The sequence below is a fragment of the Dorea ammoniilytica genome, assembly GCF_025567415.1.
Classification (GTDB): Bacteria; Bacillota; Clostridia; order Lachnospirales; family Lachnospiraceae; genus Claveliimonas; species Claveliimonas ammoniilytica.
On sequence record NZ_JAOQJV010000002.1, the window covers coordinates 151,178 to 167,554 of the forward strand.

At 48.2% G+C, this 16,377-nt stretch carries 16 protein-coding genes and 1 other RNA gene; 14 read left to right on the forward strand and 3 right to left on the reverse strand.

Annotated features, from left to right (window positions below):
- Window positions 1-5 precede the first annotated feature (5 nt).
- The 14 genes from OCV65_RS02885 (at window position 6) to OCV65_RS02955 (ending at window position 14,066) form a co-directional block, all read left to right on the forward strand.
- Entirely contained in the window at window positions 6-4,691 is a 4,686-nt protein-coding gene (locus tag OCV65_RS02885; protein ID WP_262580888.1) for a hypothetical protein, read from the forward strand.
- Between the two features lie 15 nt (window positions 4,692-4,706).
- On the forward strand, window positions 4,707-5,078 hold the full coding sequence (locus OCV65_RS02890) for a DUF6711 family protein (RefSeq protein WP_015554749.1): 372 nt from the start codon (window positions 4,707-4,709) through the stop codon (window positions 5,076-5,078).
- A gap of 12 nt (window positions 5,079-5,090) precedes the next feature.
- Window positions 5,091-7,313 carry a hypothetical protein gene (locus OCV65_RS02895; protein ID WP_055304183.1) on the forward strand — a complete coding sequence of 741 codons (2,223 nt, stop codon included), beginning with the start codon at window positions 5,091-5,093 and terminating at the stop codon, window positions 7,311-7,313.
- A 1-nt stretch (window position 7,314) separates the two neighbouring features.
- Window positions 7,315-7,740 (forward strand): hypothetical protein, encoded by a 426-nt coding sequence (locus tag OCV65_RS02900; protein WP_015554751.1) that lies wholly within the window; start codon window positions 7,315-7,317, stop codon window positions 7,738-7,740.
- A complete protein-coding gene (locus tag OCV65_RS02905) occupies window positions 7,741-8,367 on the forward strand; it encodes a hypothetical protein (protein ID WP_055304181.1) in 627 nt (208 codons plus the stop codon).
- Between the two features lie 2 nt (window positions 8,368-8,369).
- Window positions 8,370-9,272, forward strand: coding sequence for a DUF6273 domain-containing protein (locus OCV65_RS02910; protein WP_055304179.1), 903 nt, complete (start codon window positions 8,370-8,372; stop codon window positions 9,270-9,272).
- A gap of 43 nt (window positions 9,273-9,315) precedes the next feature.
- Window positions 9,316-9,858, forward strand: a complete 543-nt coding sequence (locus OCV65_RS02915; protein WP_055304176.1) for a hypothetical protein — start codon at window positions 9,316-9,318, stop codon at window positions 9,856-9,858.
- A gap of 153 nt (window positions 9,859-10,011) precedes the next feature.
- Window positions 10,012-11,223 carry a reverse transcriptase domain-containing protein gene (locus OCV65_RS02920; RefSeq protein ID WP_055304174.1) on the forward strand — a complete coding sequence of 404 codons (1,212 nt, stop codon included), beginning with the start codon at window positions 10,012-10,014 and terminating at the stop codon, window positions 11,221-11,223.
- Window positions 11,187-11,522 carry a hypothetical protein gene (locus OCV65_RS02925; protein ID WP_055304172.1) on the forward strand — a complete coding sequence of 112 codons (336 nt, stop codon included), beginning with the start codon at window positions 11,187-11,189 and terminating at the stop codon, window positions 11,520-11,522. Before OCV65_RS02920 ends, OCV65_RS02925 begins: the two co-directional genes overlap by 37 nt.
- Window positions 11,515-11,616 carry a CD1375 family protein gene (locus tag OCV65_RS02930; protein WP_015554755.1) on the forward strand — a complete coding sequence of 34 codons (102 nt, stop codon included), beginning with the start codon at window positions 11,515-11,517 and terminating at the stop codon, window positions 11,614-11,616. The genes OCV65_RS02925 and OCV65_RS02930 overlap by 8 nt, the downstream gene beginning before the upstream one ends.
- A gap of 50 nt (window positions 11,617-11,666) precedes the next feature.
- Window positions 11,667-11,795 (forward strand): CD1375 family protein, encoded by a 129-nt coding sequence (locus tag OCV65_RS02935; protein ID WP_015554756.1) that lies wholly within the window; start codon window positions 11,667-11,669, stop codon window positions 11,793-11,795.
- Window positions 11,796-11,858: 63 nt separating this feature from the next.
- On the forward strand, window positions 11,859-12,185 hold the full coding sequence (locus tag OCV65_RS02940) for a hypothetical protein (RefSeq protein ID WP_147609155.1): 327 nt from the start codon (window positions 11,859-11,861) through the stop codon (window positions 12,183-12,185).
- Window positions 12,186-12,200: 15 nt separating this feature from the next.
- On the forward strand, window positions 12,201-13,658 hold the full coding sequence (locus OCV65_RS02950) for a glucosaminidase domain-containing protein (RefSeq protein WP_330666866.1): 1,458 nt from the start codon (window positions 12,201-12,203) through the stop codon (window positions 13,656-13,658).
- Window positions 13,659-13,799: 141 nt separating this feature from the next.
- Window positions 13,800-14,066, forward strand: coding sequence for a phage holin (locus OCV65_RS02955; protein ID WP_015554758.1), 267 nt, complete (start codon window positions 13,800-13,802; stop codon window positions 14,064-14,066).
- 74 nt (window positions 14,067-14,140) lie between these two features.
- Here OCV65_RS02955 and ssrA read toward each other — a convergent pair.
- From ssrA to thiH, 3 genes are all read right to left on the reverse strand, one after another.
- Window positions 14,141-14,488, reverse strand: a transfer-messenger RNA (tmRNA) gene (gene ssrA, locus OCV65_RS02960).
- A 73-nt stretch (window positions 14,489-14,561) separates the two neighbouring features.
- A complete protein-coding gene (locus OCV65_RS02965; protein ID WP_262580890.1) occupies window positions 14,562-15,164 on the reverse strand; it encodes a thiamine phosphate synthase in 603 nt (200 codons plus the stop codon).
- Window positions 15,151-16,377: a 2-iminoacetate synthase ThiH gene (gene thiH / locus OCV65_RS02970; RefSeq protein ID WP_118382437.1), complete on the reverse strand. Its 1,227-nt coding sequence runs from the start codon at window positions 16,375-16,377 to the stop codon at window positions 15,151-15,153. The genes OCV65_RS02965 and thiH overlap by 14 nt, the downstream gene beginning before the upstream one ends.

The window sequence follows — 16,377 nt, forward strand, 5'->3', positions numbered from 1 at the left end:
GTTTTATGCCTACTACAATCGAACAACTCGAATTGGAAGTTCAGTCGAGTTCCACCTCGGCTGTCGCTGGTATAGACGCTCTTTCCGCTTCTTTGTCCAAACTCAAAAATGCAGTTAGGGGCGGTGTCGGATTAACAAGCGTTGCAAATCAAGTACGCAATCTCGATACCGCCCTTAAAAGCATGGATAGTTCCGGGGCAGATAAGATTGACAAGCTCGCTTCCAGTTTGGAAAAGCTGAAAGGTCTCGGCAGTCTCAAGATTTCGTCTTCCATCGGAAATCAGCTTCAAAATATCGGCAGTGCCGCCGCTTCCCTCACTGGTGTAGATTTCAGTGCTATGGAGAAGCTGGGTACAGCACTTCAACCGTTGAACAATCTGAACGCTTCCGGGCTAAAGTCCACTATCAATGCGCTCAATAAGTTACCGAAGCTGGCAGACACCCTCGACAACATGGATATGACTAAGTTCACCAGTCAGATTCAGCAGTTGTCTACGGCTCTTGCTCCGCTGACAAATCAGCTCAATGCTGTAACTGCGGCGTTCAATCGTCTTCCTACGAACATTCAGAGAGCTATTACCGTCACGAACAGAATCTCGCAAGAGAACAATAAGGCGGCAAATAGTTACATGAATCTGTATGCCAAAATCAAAATGGCTATGGGTGTTGTGCGTACTGGTGCGAGAGTAATCGCTTCGTGGATAACACAGTCCAACCAGTACATTGAGGATTTGAACCTGTTTACCGCTTCTATGGGTAAATACGCAGAGGAAGCACAGAACTACGCAGAAGCAGTCAGCGAAGCTCTCGGTATCGACCCGGGCGAGTTCATGCGAAATCAAGGTGTGTTCAACACCATCATTAGCGGTTTCGGCGTGGCGAGCGATAAAGCGTACCTCATGTCCAAGAACCTCACACAGCTCGGCTACGACATTTCTTCGTTCTTCAACATTTCGTTTGAGGACGCAATGCAGAAGTTACAGTCGGGTATCTCGGGTGAACTTGAGCCGCTTCGTAGACTGGGTTACGACCTGTCTGTTGCAAGACTGCAAGAGGAAGCTCTTGCTCTCGGTATCGAGAAAAAGGTCTCTGCTATGACACAGGCTGAAAAGTCGCAGTTGCGTTACTACGCAATTATGACACAGGTAACTACCGCTCAAGGTGATATGGCTCGTACTCTGAACGCTCCGGCGAACCAGCTTCGTGTTTTACAGGCACAGGTTACGCAGTGTGCAAGAGCTTTGGGTAATATCTTTATCCCGGCTCTGAACGCAGTATTACCGTATGCAATCGCTTTGGCGAAGATTGTCCGTATGCTGGCAAACTCTATCGCAAGTCTGTTCGGATTCAAACTCCCGGAGGTAGATTATTCCGGCATTTCTGCTGGTGCTTCTGCGGTTGGCGATTTGGCTGACAATGCCGGGGACGCTTCCGATGGACTGGGTAAAGCCGGGAAAGCGGCTAAGAAGCTGAAAAATGCTCTGCTCGGTATTGACGAGCTGAACGTCCTGTCTAAAGACGATAGTTCCAGTGGAAGCGGTAGCGGCTCGGGTGCTGGTATCGGTGGTGGGGATTTAGGCATTGACCTTCCTACCTACGATTTCCTCGGTGACGCAATCACTTCTAAGGTTGACGAAATCGTTCAGATGATTAAGGACGCTATGTGGGAAATCACGGCTGTTATCAGCGGATTCTTACTGGCAATCGGTACTATCCTTGTTGTCACTGGTGCGAACATTCCTCTCGGTCTCGGTCTCATGGCTGTTGGTGCTGTCGGTTTGGCGGCTTCGGTAATGGCGAACTGGAACGGAATGTCGGAACGGTTGGCGAAGGTACTTACCCTCGTTACCGGGGTACTGGGCGGCTTCCTGTTGGCTATCGGTGCTTTCCTTGTATTTTCGGGTGTCAATGTACCGCTCGGTGCTGGTCTCATGGTGGCTGGTGCGGCGGCTCTCGGTACTGCGGCTGTAATTAACTGGAAGTTCCTCAACGGAGACCTGTCGAACGCTCTGTCCATTCTCACGGCAATCGTGAGCGGTGCGTTGCTGGCTATGGGTGCATTGTTCGCCTTTACTGGCGTTGATGTTCCTCTCGGTATCGCATTGATGGCGGCTGGTGCTGTCGGCATGGTTACAGCAATCGGTCTTAACTGGGATTCGATGTCTGACCCTCTCCGTAGGACAATCGGTATGCTCGAAACCATTGTTGGAGGTGCATTACTGACATTCGGTGCAATTCTCGCTCTGACTGGTGTAAACGTTCCTCTCGGTGTTGCGATGATTGCCGCTGGTGCGGTTTCTGTCGCTTCGGCAGTAGCTTTGAACTGGAACTCCTTAACAGGTGATGTTCAAGAATCCGTATTAAGCATTGTGGCTATCGTGAGCGGTGCTTTAATCGGTGTCGGTGCAATCCTCGCTCTAACAGGAGTTGCAACCGGGCTGGGTATTGCGATGATTGCCGCTGGTGCTGTCGGTCTTGCCGCAACGGTCGGTTTGAATTGGAACAGTATGCCGGACAATATCAGAAAGGTTACTACGAAGATTCTTCTCATTGCTGGGGCGGCTTCCATTGCCATAGGTATGATTCTCGCTTTCACAGGAGTTGCAACTCCTCTCGGCGTAGGTCTTATCCTCGCTGGTGCGGCGGCTCTCGGTACGGCTGTGGCTCTTAACTGGGACACTTTGACAAACAAGCTAAAGGGCGTAACTACTAAAATACTTGCTATCGCTGGGGCGGCGGCTCTTGCAATCGGTATTATCCTGTGCTTCACCGGGGTTGGTATTCCTCTCGGTGTTGGATTGATATTATCGGGTGCGGCGGCTCTCGGTACAGCAGTAGCTATTAACTGGGAAACCATCAAAGAAAAAATCAAGGGAGTTTTTACCAAGATTAAATCAATGGCTGGTTCTCTCGGCAAACTCGCTATCGGTCTCATGCTGTGTCTGACAGGTGTTGGTATTCCTCTCGGTCTTGCTCTCATTGCAGATGGGGTCAAAGACTTCGCTACTGGAAAACCTGTTAGCTGGGGTTCGATGGTGAGCGGAATTAAGGAAGCTCTCGGAAATATATCTGACGAGTGGAACAAATTCAAAAAGAAGGTTAAGAACAGCAAGCCTGTTCAATTCCTTGCCGAAGTAAAAAACAATGCTTCGGAATGGTGGGACAACGTAAAGGGTTGGTGGTCTGACAAGACGAAAGACGGTCTATCTCTTGAAACTGGCGTAAAGCTCGTAAAAGATGGCTGGTCTTCTGTGAAGAACTGGATTGGTAACATTCCGGCTGTGAAACAGGGTGTCGGGCTTCTGAAATCCGGCTGGTCTACCGTGAAAAACTGGATAGGCAACATTCCTACCGTAGACCAAGCTGTCGCACTCGCAAAGAGTGGCTGGCAGACGGTCAAGGGCTGGATTGGCAATATCCCGGGAGTATCGCAAGCAGTAAGTCTTGCGAAATCCGGCTGGAACTCTGTAAGAGAGTGGGTCGGTAATATCCCGGTTGTCAGTCAAGGAATCTCGTTGCTGAAATCCGGCTGGACAACGGTTAAAAACTGGGTCGGCAATATTCCTACCCTGTCCCAAGCAATCAATCTCATTAAGAGCGGTTGGCAGACAGTAAAGGGTTGGATTGGTAACATTCCTACTCTGTCCCAAGCAATCAGCCTTATCAAGAGTGGTTGGACTACGGTTAAGAATTGGATTGGAAATATCCCGGTTCTTTCTCAAGGTATCAGCTTACTCAAGTCGGGTTGGACTACGGTTAAAAACTGGATTGGTAACATTCCTACGCTTTCGCAAGGAATCTCGTTGCTGAAATCCGGCTGGTCTACCGTAAAGAACTGGATTGGTAGTCTTCCTGTTATCGCTCAAGGTATTTCGCTTTTCAAGTCCGGGTGGACAACAATTAAGAACTGGATTGGTAGTCATACCGTAGGTGTCGGTATCTCTCTATGGAAAAACGGTTGGAGTTCTATCTCGAGCTTCGTTGGTACTTCGGTATCTGTCGGTATCTCGCTTTTCAAATCCGGCTGGACTTCTATTAAGAAGTTCTTCGGACTGGCGAACGGCGGTATCGTTGGTGCGAACGGCGGCGTGAAGATGTTCGCTTCCGGCGGTATCATCACTCCGAATATGTGGAAAGCAATGCCGAAATATGCTGGCGGCACGAACCGAGCGCATGGCTCTATGTTCGTTGCTGGTGAGAGCGGTGCAGAGTTGGTAGGTCATGTAAATGGCACTACCGAGGTGCTGAACCGATTCCAGCTTGCTTCTGTCATGCACAGCTCCATCGTAAGCGGTATGGCACAGTTCTCCGGGTACTGGCAGTCCATGTCTCGAGACATTGTGACTTGTGCGAACGGTATTATCAATGCCGTTGTCGTAAGTACCGCCGGAATCAACGATAACCTCGTGCTGGCTTCGGCAAGCGGTTATGACCCTTATAACTCGCTGGCACAGACGGTGTACGAAGATTCCAAGAAATCCTATGACGGTGCATATTCCGATGATTCGTGGTCTCGCAATATGCATGAGTTCTACCACGAGTATGTCGAGCCTACACTCAAGGAAATCGCTACCGATACCAAGAGACAGGCAGACAAGAAGGAACAGACCATCGTAAAGGTCGGCAACCGTACAATCAATGACGCTGTTACCACGCAGAAGGAAGCGAACGGTTTCAGCTTCACCGAGTAAAGGAGGTGTGTAGCGATGGCATATTTAGCGATAAATGGTTATGAGCTACCACCTTGTAAACGAGGTGTGAGCGTAGTCGTAACCACCGTGGTTGACAGCGGACGAGACGCTAACGGTGCTGTTGTAGGTCAAAGAGTTGGGCGAGACCAGTACAAGATAGATGGGCTTGAGTGGGCGTGGCTCACTGCGGCTCAATGGGAACGGATTCTCTCTATCTTGAGCAATTTCTTCGTCTATGTCGAATTTAATGACCCTGTGACAAATAAACGCAAAACCGTAAGAATGTACTGCGGAGACCGTACAGGAGAACCCTACTGGGTGACAGAAGACGGTACTCCAACGCATTATCGGAATTGCAAGGTAAATCTTATCGACACTGGCGAGTAAAGGAGGGGTTTTATGCAGAAAGTATCGAAAGCATACAAAGAAAGCATGAAGTCCTCTCTCCGTGAGAGAGCATACATTATGATTTCTTTCGGACTTGTGAACCAAGAAGCACAGGCGAAAGCTACGGTCGATAATGGCAGTTATGCCTACTACTCGAACAAGGACAATATCTTCGGAGAGCATATTGACGATACGGTCTATGCCACTCTCGAGGAGGAGTTCACGAAAGTAGATGGCTCTATGTTCTTTCTCCCTCGGGCTACCGAGGGAGGGAGATACTATGATACCGGGATTGTCTCGGACAAGCTGATTTCCGAAGCTCGATGTGAAGTGATTATCAGTTTGAACACAATCGCAACGGATTTCAAGGGTCTCACGATTAACTTCGGTGAGAATTACCCGGTTGATTTCGATATTGTCGGAAGTACCGGGCAGACCATTGAGTTTAGAGGGAATACAAAATCAAAGTGGAGTACCGAGGAAGTATTGGAAAATACAACCTATATCAAGCTGGTGTTCTACAAGATGAAGAATCCTCAAAGCCGTTTGCGTATCTACTCTATCATGTTCGGTTACGGACTTGTGTATTACAACGATTCTGTTATGAGTTCTGCTCTTGACAGTTACGTTTCCCCTATCGGGGCTGATGTTCCGCAGTTCGATTTTTCGGTAACGCTGAAAAACTACGACCACTACTTCAATGTGGATAACCCGAACTCGGCTATCAACTACCTCGAGACAGGACAGGAAATGGATATTATGTACGGTTATCAGACCCCGGGTTCTGACACTATCGAGTGGATTCAAGGAAACCACCTGTGGTGTTCCGAATGGGAAAGTGACGATAACACGGCTACAATCCGTTGCCAAGACATTTTCCGCAACATGGACGGCGAGTATGTGAAGGGTCTGTATAGTGCCGCTGGTAAAAGCTACTACGCACTGGCAGAGGAGATTTTGAAGGACGCTGGGATTTCCGAGTATTATATCGACCCACGTTTGAAGAAGCTCTACTCTAACAACCCGATTCCGAGAGTGAAATACAAAGAAGCATTGCAGATTATCGCAAATGCCTGTCGATGTGTTCTCACCCAGTCTCGAGACGGTAAGGTTCAAATCAAGTCGAATTTCATGCCGAGTGCTTCCATCGCAACCAACGGCGAGGAGACCTACTCCAATGCCGCAAACGTGCTGACGGACACACCGAAGGTCGAATATGCAACCCTCGCCGGGAATTATACCCCTACCGATGGGACGATGTTCTTCCTTCCGAGAAACGGCAAGGCGGCTCTGACAACCGGGTATGTCTCGAAGGAAATCTCCGGGGCAAACGGAACATTCACAAAGAATCCTGTCGTTACTATCACGATGGAAGCGATTCGAGCTTATTACGGTTTGAAGCTGGTCTTCGGTACAGCTCTCCCGGCGGCGTTCACAATCAGAACGTACAAGGGTGGCGAGCCTGTAAATGAATACCCGGTTGAGAAAGACGAAATCAACACCACTTCGATTATTCTTCGAGATTTCGATGATTTCGATGTGATGAAGATTGAGTTCACAAAAACCGCAGAGCCGTACAACCGTATCGTACTGAATTATTTCAGTTTGAGCGATGTTGTGGATTTCACCATGAATCGCCGGGACATGACCTCCTCCCCGAAAGCTATCAAACAGGAGCTTATCAAAGAGGTTATCGTCCCATGTTACACCTACCAAGAGAATAATCGAGAAGAAAACCTTGTCTATGAGGACATAGATGTAGTCGCTGGTGAGGTCGAGACTTATTACATTCAAGACCCTTCCTATGGTTATAAGGTGAAGCTCGATGAAGTCGAAGGTAAGGCAACCGTAGTGGCATGGAGTAACTACTTCGTTACCATCAAATTCAATGTCACTGGCTCGTTCAAGCTCGAGGTACAGGGTTATCGGTACAAAATCGTTGAGAAGTACGCTACGGTGTCTCTCAATGCTCGTGGTAAGACAGTCAAGTGGAAGAATCCTCTGATAAGTAATACCATGATGGCGAATGAGCTTGCCGCATGGCTGGCTGATTACTACACAGCCGGAATCGAGTACGAATACGATACTCGAGGAAATCCCGAGCTGGACGCTACCGACATTGTGTATCAAGAAAACGAGTTTCACGATGGTATGAGGGTAAATATCTACCGTCACACTGTCAATTTCAAGCAAGCATTTTCGGGTCGAGTAACCGCCCGAAGGATTGGAGGTTAAAATGTCGTGGTCTACACCGAAAACCGATTGGAACGGTGAGACTGTCGATGGTGTTTACACCGGGGACAGATTCAACGCCGTGGACTTCAATCGAATTAAGAACAACCTCGAATACCTCCGTGAGTTGGCTATCAAGATGTATGACGAGTTCGCTATTCAGTCTGTCGGAAGCGATAAGACCGTAAAGGACTACTTCTATGCTGATGAAATCAATGCACTGGAAGCGAACCTCGTTACCATCAATACCCACAGTCTCAAGAGGTCTTACGGCACTGCTCCTACCTATGCCGCCAATGGTAATACGATGGATTTCAAAGAACTCAATCGTTTGGAGGGAGCAATCCTTGACCTTTACGACAGGCTCACCAATGAGAGTGAGGGAAGGAGGACATTCACATGGAATTTTGGTATGAAGGGAGGGTTATAAATGGCGTGGAAATTACTTCCTACTGATTATACGGACGCTGTTTGGAGTGGTCTGAAAAGATACACACAGGTCGATAACTCCGATGGTACGGTATCGTTCAACGATGTTACGACCTACACCAATAAGGAGAAATCCTTCTTCGGTGCGAAAGACGCTAACCGTATGAACGAAGCTCTGAACTACATCATGTCTATGCTGGAAAACGGCACGAACTTGTATGAGGAGTTTCAGACCTACTTCACCACGCAGAAGGAGCTTTTCAAAAGCTCGGGTGATAGTTCTTATCAAGAGCTGACCCAGTATTTCGTCAACCTCAAGGCACAGGGCGATTCGTCTTTGGCACAAATCGAAAAGACCTATGAGGAACACATGACTACCTACGAGAGCGAGCAGACTGCGGCATTTAACACATGGTTTGCTGGTATCAAAGGTAAGCTGAACGAGGATATTGCCGGAAGTCTGCAAAATCAGATTACCGAAGTAGACGAGCGTTTGGCGGCACTGGAACACATGACCTTGAAGAACCTTTTCACTGTACCTGTTGCGATTGACAACACTGGTACTACGCTTCTTGCTGACGATTTGGGTAATGCAATCGTGGCAGATTGGAAATATAAGGAGGAATAAAAATGAGTGCAATCAGTATTGAAACCAAGAAAGTGACGGAACTCACGGCGTTCACCGCACCGACCGATTCGTGTCTGATTCCGATTCACGATGGCACAGGCTTGAAGAAAATCACCTTTGCCAATTTCAGAGCCAAGGCGGTTGAGGGTACGGAAGCGAAAATCGCTCCTCTGCTCTTTAACAACGCCGGGGCGCACAATGCAATTTACCGTGGTAAGTCGCTGGGTAGCACCGTGACTACCGCCCAGTATGCCGCTATCAAGGCTGGTACATTCGATGATTTATACATCGGTGACTACTGGACTATCGGCGGTGTCAACTACCGTATTGCGGCGTTCGATTACTACCTCAACAGTGGTGATACGAACTGTACTACCCACCATGTAGTTATCGTGCCGGACACTTGCCTGTACAACGCACAAATGCACAACACCAGCTCCGGCGGTTGGGAAAGCGGTGCGGCAAATACTACGGCTGGCGGCTATGTCGGCTCGGATATGTACAAGAGCAATCTCGAACAGGCTAAGACCACTATCAAGAGTGCGTTCAGCGGTCATGTTCTGAAACACAGAATCTATCTGACGAACGCTGTTGCGAATGGTCGTGCTTCCGGCGGCGCATGGTGCGATTCCGAAGTTGACCTTATGTGCGAGCAGATGGTCTACGGCAGTGGTATTTTCTCCCCTGTTTCTGACGGTAGCAATGTCCCGGCTAACTACCGTGTCGAGAAATCCCAGTTGCCGCTGTTCCAGCACGAGCCGAGCCGTATTTGCAATCGTGCGACATGGTGGTTGAGAGACGTTATTACCGCTTCCGGTTTCGCCCGTGTCGACTACAACGGTGGTGCGAACTACGCCAGCGCTTCCGATTCTTATGGCGTTCGCCCGGCTTTCTGTATATCTTAAATCTGCGCCCCCTTGTGGGGCGCACAAGGAGGTTTATTAACAAGTGTCTGTATTGAAATCGAAACGAAAACCGTCACAGTTTGAGGTATTTCACCACCTCAACAAAATGCGTAAGGAGGTCACGGATTTACTGCTCCGTGATTTCGGGTACGACCTCGACAAAGCCGTGAAGAAAGTTGAAACAACCTTCGGCGGCAGACCGTATGAGGAGTTATCACCCGATGAAAAAGTCCGATATGAAAAGCTCATGGAAAAGAACACTGCGTTTGCAGAATGGTTCATCGCAGACGAGCGAAAAGTGATTGTTGATTGTCTGCGTAATATCACCGAGGAGGTATATGTTGCAAACAGCATTTACCCAACCTACCGGGAAGAACTGATTGAGCGTAGAGTTCACCAAGACCGAGCAGTCGGACAGTGTTATAGGCTCACACAGGAATTGCAGTATGCTATCGAGACCCTTCCTGTCGATGTGAACAAGTACCTTCGTTTCGCTGAAATGATACAGACCGAAATAAACCTTCTTAAAGGTTGGAGAAAGTCTGACAACAAGTTCAAGTCGGCTCTCCAAGAGGGTAATCTCTGATTCCGCTTCCAATTTCGCCAATGTCAACAACAACGGTAATGCGAACTACAACAACGCTTCCAATTCTAATGGCGTTCGCCCGGATTTCGATTCTGTGATTGAGTAGCCTATCGAGCGTTTCACAGACAGAGAAAGGAGAGATTATCCTTCCGTATGGTAAATACTAAATGCGACACCTCCTATTACGATAGCCGAGGTTATAAGCGCAAGATATTTGATGGAAATGTTCTTTACGAAAGTAAAGCTAAAGCAATGAAAGGTAGTGATTGGAAACCACAGGTACAGAGGTTTAACATGACCTATCTGTTGGAGTTATCGAAAATGCAACGAGACCTTGAGAACATGGAGTATGAGTTCTTACCAACTACAAACTTCACCTTGCATGAACGAGGAAAGCTCCGGCGTATTACAGGCGAACAGGTTCAAGACAGAATCGTGAAACACGCTCTCTGTGACGAGGTTTTGAATCCTCTGATTGAACCACACCTCATTTATGACAATGGAGCAAGCGTTGTCGGAAAAGGTATCGCTTTCACTCGTAAGAGGTTGCTCACCCACCTTCGGAAATATTATGCACAGCATGGTAGCAACGAAGGGTACATTCTTCTGATAGACTTCTCGAAATACTACGACAATATCAGACATGATGTGTTGTTGAAGTTGTTTGAGCAGTATGTCGATGATGAACACGCCCTATGGCTTCTGCGAAAGACCGTAGAACGCTCAAGGATTGATGTATCGTACATGAGCGATGAAGAATACGAACACTGTCTCGACAGGTTGTTTGATTCTCTCCTCTATCAGTATATGAACCCGAAGCTGTTCACAGGCGAAAAGTTCATGGGGAAGCACCTTAATATCGGAGACCAAGTGGCACAGACCGCCGGAATCTCTTACCGAATACGAATTGATAATTATGTCAAAATCGTTCGAGGTGTGAAATTCTACGCTGGCTACATGGACGATAGTTATGCTATTCACGAGAGCAAAGAGTTCTTACAGGAGCTTCTTGAGGACATTATCGAGATAGCGAACGAACTCGGAATCACGGTCAATACCCGGAAGACGAGAATCTGTAAGCTCTCCGAGCATTGGCGATTTCTTCAAGTTCAATACTCTCTAACGGACACCGGGAGGGTGATTCAGAAAATCAATCCCAAACGGCTTACCGCAATGAGACGGAAAATGAAGAAACTCGCTCCGAAGCTAACAGAAAAGGAGTTTACGGACTTCTATAAGAGTTGGTTTAAGAATCATTACAAAATAATGAGTAAGAAACAACGAAGTAACATGGACACCCTATTCAATCAATTAAAGGAGGTAACGAAATGTACACTATCACCCTTGCCAATGGCAAAAAGCTGACCGGGCTGGATATGAACGGCACGAACTATGTCAGCAAAGAAAAGGTGGACGAGACTATTTTCAAGGATAATCTCTCTACCATGAAGGTCTCCGATGGAGAGACCGAGACTACCTACACTGATATGGTCTTCATTCAGCAGATGGAATGGGCTGACGGCACTTTCTATCTTGCGTTCCGTGAGAAGACCAAGGAGGAGAAGCTGGTAGCCGCTCTCAACGCAACCTCTAATAGTATCACCGATGTACAGGTGGCACTTGCGGAAGTATACGAAATGGTTTTAGGAGGTAACTATGGCTAAGATTTACGTTGCACTGATTCGCAAAGGTCTCAAGACCATTAACGATGTACCCGAACAGCTCCGAGAGGAAGTCAAGAAGCTGTTGGAGGAATAATCATGCTGTGGCGCATTTTGCTATGGCTCAACAGGAAGGAGGTGAAAAACATGGCTGTTATCTATGTGGCACTCATTGTCAAGGGTAAGCGTACTTACGCAAGCGTTCCAGCTGTTCTCAAGGAACAGGTAAAGGAAATGCTCATTGACCTTGAGCTGGAAGACCTTATCACTGAATAAGGCGGCATGAGGGAGGGTCGTTCCCGGCTCTCCCTCACATTCTAAAAGAGGAGGACAAGAAATGTGAACATTGAGTTCAATCAGATTCTTACCTTCGTCTCCGTTGTTGCCGCCGTGTACTTTGCTTTCAAGAGCAATAGTCGAGCCAATAATGACGAGGTGAGCAAGAAAGCACAGGTTGACGCTATTCTGTCTCAAAAGCTGGATTCTATCAGTGATGATACGAAAGAAATCCGCAAGGAAATCACAGACGTTAAGGTAAAGGTCAACGACCTGTCCGAGCGTGTCGTGATGGTTGAGCAGTCTACGAAATCCGCACACCACCGACTTGACCGATACGAGGAAGAAGAAATCTACCACGGTAAGCCAAGAAAACGATGGTGGGTATGAAAGGGGTGATACCCGATGAACCATTCAGATTTTGTCAAAACCGTTGCGGCGTATATCAAGAAGTACGCCCCGGTATACGGAATCGAGGTCGTGTCACCTATCATCGCTCAAGCGGTGTTGGAAAGTGGCTACGGCACTTCCGAGCTGGCTGTAAACGCTCATAACTACTTTGGTCTGAAATACCGGGAAGGTCGTTGTAAGACCTGTATCGGTATCTATCACATGGTGGGAAGCGAGCAGAACGCAGACGGCAGTTACACCAGTTCTGCTATGCAGTGGTGTAAGTTCAAGGATATGGAAAACGGAGTTATCGGCTACTTCGATTTCATCAACATTCCGAACTATAAAAATCTCAAAGGCGTTACCGACCCTCGGAAATACCTTGAGAATATCAAAGCCGATGGCTATGCTACGTCTCACAAGTATGTGGACAACCTCATGCGTGTTATTGAGACATGGCATTTAACCGATTATGACAAGAAGGAGGAAACAAAAATGAGCAACAGTCCTTTGGTGGTCTACACCAAGCTCTCCCCGAACCATTCCGGGCAGAGAACCCATTCCATTGACCGTATCACACCGCATTGTGTAGTAGGTCAGCTCTCCGCAGAGAGTATCTGTGGCTGTTTTATCAACACCTCTCGACAGGCGAGTTGCAACTACGGTATCGGTACTGACGGTCGTATCTCCATGAGCGTTGAGGAGAAAAATCGTTCGTGGTGTTCTTCCAGTCGTGAGAACGACCAGCGAGCAGTCACTATCGAGTGTGCGTCTGACAAGACAGCTCCGTATGCGTTCAATAACGCTGTGTATGCGTCCCTCGTGAACCTGTGCGTTGATATTTGTCAGCGTAACGGCAAGAGCAAGCTCTTGTGGCTGGGCGATAAGAATAAGACCCTTGCCTATGCGCCGAAGTCCGATGAAATGGTACTGACGGTACATAGATGGTTCGCTAATAAGTCTTGCCCGGGAGACTGGCTGTACAACCGTCTCGGCAACCTTGCCGCAGAGGTCACTAAGCGTCTCACAGGCGGCTCTACCGACACTGGTAAGGTAGATGTACCCTCTGACGGTAAAACGCTGTACAGGGTGCAGACAGGGGCGTTCTCGAAGCGTTCCAACGCTGACGCATGGGCGGCAAAACTGAAAGTCGCTGGCTTCGATACCTACATCGTACAGATGGATAATCTGTACAAGGTACAGGTCGGTGCTTACAGTCAGAAGTCCAATGCCGAGAACATGATGGCGAAGCTGAAAGCCGCTGGCTATGACGCTTTTATCACTACCAAGTCCGGCACTGCGGCTGGTACTGCGAAGAAATCTGCGGCTGAAATTGCCAAGGAAATCTACAATGGTACTTGCTCTGACGCTCGCTGGTCTTCGTGGGGCAACGGTGCAGACCGTGTAAATCGTCTGAAACAGGCTGGTTATGACCCGAGCGAAGTACAGTCCGAGGTCAATAAGCTGTTTTAACCCAAGTAGTAAAAGTAGTTGAAAATCGGTTTTTGCGTAAACTTTTGCTATATATGCGTGTATATAGAGGAAGTTATACGAAAAAAGCCAAGAACAGCTACTTTAACTACTTCAAACATCAATTTTAAGGAGGAAATCAACATGATTAACTGGAAAGTGCGTGTAAAAAACAAGAGCTTTTGGATTGCTCTGATTCCGGCGGTGCTTCTGCTGGTACAGGTGATTGCCGCTGTCTTCGGTTACACCCTCGATTTGGGTGAGCTGGGGGACAAGCTGTTGGCTGTTGTCAATGCTCTGTTCGCAGTCCTCACGATTCTCGGTATCGTGACTGACCCGACCACTGCTGGCATTGGAGATTCCAAACAGGCTCTTACTTACGAGACACCTAAAAAAGAGGACGCAGTTTAACCTACGTCCTCTACTATGAAAACAAATCCGACACAGTGCTTCACGAAAAAGAATGAGTTCGGATTTGCACTATTTGGTGGACCTGGCGGGAATCGAACCCGCGTCCGAAAGCCCTTCCATTCCGGCATCTCCCATCACAGTCATTATACTGACATTCCCTCCGTCTCCCGCCTAATGACAGGCTGAAAACTTCAGTAGCTTCATAAAGTCTTCCATTCCCTCAAAGCTTTGGGAACGAAGTGCTCCGCCTCGTTGAAGCCGGTGACTCAGGCAGCGGATGACCCGAGGCCGACTACTGCCAAATTAGGCAGCGTACGCTAAATTATTATCTGCGTTTAAATTTAAATGGAACTTTTAACGTAGTGTCCCGCTACGGATGGCTTCCAGAACTTCTAAACCCCCGTCGAAACCAGTACAAGCCCGAATATAAAAGTGTACTGATTAGGCAGATGTTCTTTTGCGTATAGTCCATTATACGCAGTGGAAGGGGGAATGTCAAGGGGTAAACTGCATCATTCCTGACATGATACATCCACCTTTTGCTCCGCAGGAGGCGATTTCTGCAGCCTGATTTTGTGCAATCGTGTGTGTATCAGCATCCAACTGGATTCCGCCGATGGCATAGACCGGGATGGATACGCTCTTACAGACATTTCTTAAAAAGTCCAGTCCCCGAGGTGCCAGCCCCTTTTTACAGTCTGTGACATAGACGTGTCCGGCAGTTACGTAAGTCGCGCCAAGTCTCTCTGCTTCCATAGCATCTTCGACAGAGTGTACAGAAGAACCGATCTGTGTGAAATCGTTCAGTTCATGTGCATATTCTCGGAGAAGTGGAAGGGGCAGGTGGATAGAAGTGCAGCCAAGTGCCCGTGCGACATCCGGGTAGGTGTGGAGAACACATGGTACTTCATAGGAGTGACAGAGCTCCAGCACCTGTGCCGCCAGTTTTTCATATTCCTGTGCCGGCAGGTCTTTTTCCCGCAGAATGATAAACGCAGGATGTGTCTGACAGACCATTTCCAGCTGTTCCGGAAATGGCCTGTGACAGAGACTGCGGTTCGTGACTGCGACAACCTGCATTTCTTTAGACGTATACATAGTCGTTCATGACCGGCTGGAGATGGTTCTGAACCAGCGCCTGATAGACTTCATCTACGCTTCTTCCGTCAGAGATCTCGAACTGGTCGTCTCCTTTTTCTTCAATCTCATCGACGTGTTCACCGATTCCGGTGCTGACTCCGGCAGAAATTTTGGTAGCTGCGATCTGCACCAGGTTATCCCTTACGCGGGCACATTCTCTGGTAGAGATAGTGATACTTGCAAATGGCATCAGCAGCCGGTATGCGCAGACAACCTGCAACAGCTGTGCCTCGTGTACATCCATCGGATTGATCCGGTCATTGTTGATGATCGGACGGAGTCTCGGACAGGAAAATGCGATCTCGGCATGTGGGTATTTGCGCTGCAGGAGCCATGCATGATAGCCTGTAGCAAATGCGTCCTTGCGGAAATCATCCAGCCCTAAGAGAGCACCGAATCCGACACCGCGCATGCCGCCCATCAGTGCGCGTTCCTGTGCATTGACACGATATGGGAAAATACGCTTGTGTCCGGCGAGGTGGAGTGTTTCGTATTTGTCGGAATTGTAAGTTTCCTGGAATACGGTTACGTAGTCGGCTCCGCATTCGTGCAGGTAAGCATATTCATCGGAATTCATAGGGTAGACTTCTAATCCGATGACTTTGAAATATTTTCTTGCAATCTTACATGCCTCGCCGATGTATTTGACGTCAGATTTGACACGGCTCTCTCCGGTCAGGATCAGGATTTCCTGGAGTCCGGATTTGGCAATGGCAGCCATTTCCATGTCGATCTGCTCTGCGTTAAGCATCGCACGGCGAATCTTGTTGTGACAGTTAAATCCACAGTAAATGCAGTAGTTCTCGCAGTAGTTGGCAATGTACAGCGGCGTAAACATATTAACGCTGTTGCCGAAGTGCTTTCTGGTCTCGCGCTGCGCAGCCTGTGCGATCTCTTCCAGAAATGGAAGTGCAGCAGGGGAAAGGAGTGCGGCAAAGTCTTTCGGTGTTACCGGATCTGCCTGCAGTGCCCGGCGCACATCAGCAGCCGTATAGCTGTCATAGTCATAGTTTTTGGATGCTTCCACCACCTGATCCATAATGTCAGAACCTGGATCCTCCATACCTGGCAGGTAGGTCATGTGGTCAATACGGTTTTTCTTCTGATCTTCCAGAATTTCTTCGTTCAGAATACTTTCGTTCAAATGTTCTTCTGTTGCATGTTCTTTCAT

What these genes read in the sequence shown, in the direction of transcription:
- OCV65_RS02925 (WP_055304172.1), top strand. Translation starts at nt 11,187, where the DNA reads ATGTACACTATCACCCTTGCCAATGGCAAAAAGCTGACCGGGCTGGAT.
- OCV65_RS02895 (WP_055304183.1), top strand. Translation starts at nt 5,091, where the DNA reads ATGCAGAAAGTATCGAAAGCATACAAAGAAAGCATGAAGTCCTCTCTC.
- OCV65_RS02885 (WP_262580888.1), top strand. Translation starts at nt 6, where the DNA reads ATGCCTACTACAATCGAACAACTCGAATTGGAAGTTCAGTCGAGTTCC.
- OCV65_RS02905 (WP_055304181.1), top strand. Translation starts at nt 7,741, where the DNA reads ATGGCGTGGAAATTACTTCCTACTGATTATACGGACGCTGTTTGGAGT.
- OCV65_RS02930 (WP_015554755.1), top strand. Translation starts at nt 11,515, where the DNA reads ATGGCTAAGATTTACGTTGCACTGATTCGCAAAGGTCTCAAGACCATT.
- OCV65_RS02965 (WP_262580890.1), bottom strand. Translation starts at nt 15,164, where the DNA reads ATGTATACGTCTAAAGAAATGCAGGTTGTCGCAGTCACGAACCGCAGT.
- thiH (WP_118382437.1), bottom strand. Translation starts at nt 16,377, where the DNA reads ATGAAAGAACATGCAACAGAAGAACATTTGAACGAAAGTATTCTGAAC.
- OCV65_RS02920 (WP_055304174.1), top strand. Translation starts at nt 10,012, where the DNA reads ATGGTAAATACTAAATGCGACACCTCCTATTACGATAGCCGAGGTTAT.
- OCV65_RS02910 (WP_055304179.1), top strand. Translation starts at nt 8,370, where the DNA reads ATGAGTGCAATCAGTATTGAAACCAAGAAAGTGACGGAACTCACGGCG.
- OCV65_RS02955 (WP_015554758.1), top strand. Translation starts at nt 13,800, where the DNA reads ATGATTAACTGGAAAGTGCGTGTAAAAAACAAGAGCTTTTGGATTGCT.
- OCV65_RS02935 (WP_015554756.1), top strand. Translation starts at nt 11,667, where the DNA reads ATGGCTGTTATCTATGTGGCACTCATTGTCAAGGGTAAGCGTACTTAC.
- OCV65_RS02900 (WP_015554751.1), top strand. Translation starts at nt 7,315, where the DNA reads ATGTCGTGGTCTACACCGAAAACCGATTGGAACGGTGAGACTGTCGAT.
- OCV65_RS02950 (WP_330666866.1), top strand. Translation starts at nt 12,201, where the DNA reads ATGAACCATTCAGATTTTGTCAAAACCGTTGCGGCGTATATCAAGAAG.
- OCV65_RS02890 (WP_015554749.1), top strand. Translation starts at nt 4,707, where the DNA reads ATGGCATATTTAGCGATAAATGGTTATGAGCTACCACCTTGTAAACGA.